This window comes from Microcoleus sp. B4-C1, from assembly GCF_036705285.1.
GTDB lineage: Bacteria > Cyanobacteriota > Cyanobacteriia > Cyanobacteriales > Microcoleaceae > Microcoleus.
In genome coordinates this window covers 1-1405 of sequence record NZ_JAUBUC010000227.1, presented here as the reverse complement: position 1 = coordinate 1405, position 1405 = coordinate 1, and the positions used below count along the sequence as shown (strand labels likewise).

Here is a 1405-nt window from a genome sequence, read left to right as displayed (position 1 = left end):
AACCCGCCCCTTGTATCTTAAAAGAGTCAGGCGATTGAACCGGAGACCGCAGGCTATAGAACCGCAGACACGGTTGTAATCGAACCGTAGACACGGTTGTAATCGAACCGTAGACACGGTTGTAATTGAATCGTAACACGAGTAAAGATAAAGAAACCATTAAAGTTTCTTCCTTAAGGTACAGGTGACAGTAGAAATTGTTCTGATAGGACATCAGAAATCGGTGAAGTTGGCCCGCCCCTTAGACTATTACAAGTCTGTTGCGTAGATAAGCTCCCATGACTGATGACAGGCGCACATAAAAAACTGGACAGTATCTTAGGCGCTCGTTTTAACGGGACAGCCTGCATTGACAAGGTTAGTTAAATTGCCTGTCATGTTCTTTCATACAAACAGGGAGATCGGAGCCAACCATGACATCGACAGTTTTAGGCATAGATATCAGTAAAAAAGACTTTCATGTCGTTTTACTGAAAGAAGAGCGTGGCTCAAAAACCAAAAAGTTCACGAATAATACCGAAGGATTTGAGAGCTTGAATAATTGGCTCAAAAAACAAGGTGTCGAAGAACTTCATGCCTGCATGGAAGCCACGAGCATTTACGGAGATGCCCTCGCTGAATTTCTGTATGAAGCAGGCTACCAGGTCAGTGTGGTCAATCCGGCTCGGATTAAAGGGTTTGCTAAAAGCGAACTTTTACGTACTAAAACTGACTCTGTAGATGCAGCATTGATTGCTCGTTTTGGTGCGGCAATTAAACCATCACTTTGGAAGCCGACCCCTCCCGAAGTTAAGGAGTTACAAGCTTTACTGCGACGACTAGAATCTTTGACCGAGATGTATCAACAAGAAGAAAACCGTTTGGAAACAGCTACAGTAACAGTGGCTAAACTTACGAAAGCTCATTGGGAGTATATCAAACAACAACAAGCAGAAATCAAAAAAATGATTAGCGATCATTTTGACCAACATCCACACTTAAAACAGCAGCGCGAGCTATTGACTTCGATTCCAGGTATTGGAGAACAAACTGCCGCTGTATTGTTAGCTGAAGTTGGTCGGATTGAAGATTACAAGAATGCCCGTCAACTAGCCGCGTATGCAGGTTTAACCCCGTGTGAGCGCAGTTCAGGAACTTCTGTGCGTGGCAAAACTCGTTTGTCATGTACTGGTAATGTCCGGCTGCGAAAGGCATTGTATATGCCTGCGGTGGTGGCGATGCGTTGTAATCCTTTGCTCAAAGCTATGACTGAACGATTGTTGGGTCGTGGAAAGGTCAAAATGCAGGTAATTGGTGCCTTGATGAGGAAACTGGTGCATTTTGCTTTTGGGATTTTAAAATCCCAAAAGCCTTTCGACCCCAATTATTTGAGCGCTACCCCTTGACAGGTCAAGACAGTATCTAC

1 protein-coding gene is annotated in these 1405 nt (G+C 44.1%); it reads left to right on the top strand.

Annotation, left to right across the window (positions count from 1 at the left end; translation table 11 throughout):
- The first annotated feature begins 413 nt into the window (after nt 1-413).
- Complete coding sequence (locus QUB26_RS31800) at nt 414-1385, top strand: IS110 family transposase (RefSeq protein WP_333245495.1); 972 nt, start codon at nt 414-416, stop codon at nt 1383-1385.
- Nucleotides 1386-1405 lie beyond the last annotated feature (20 nt).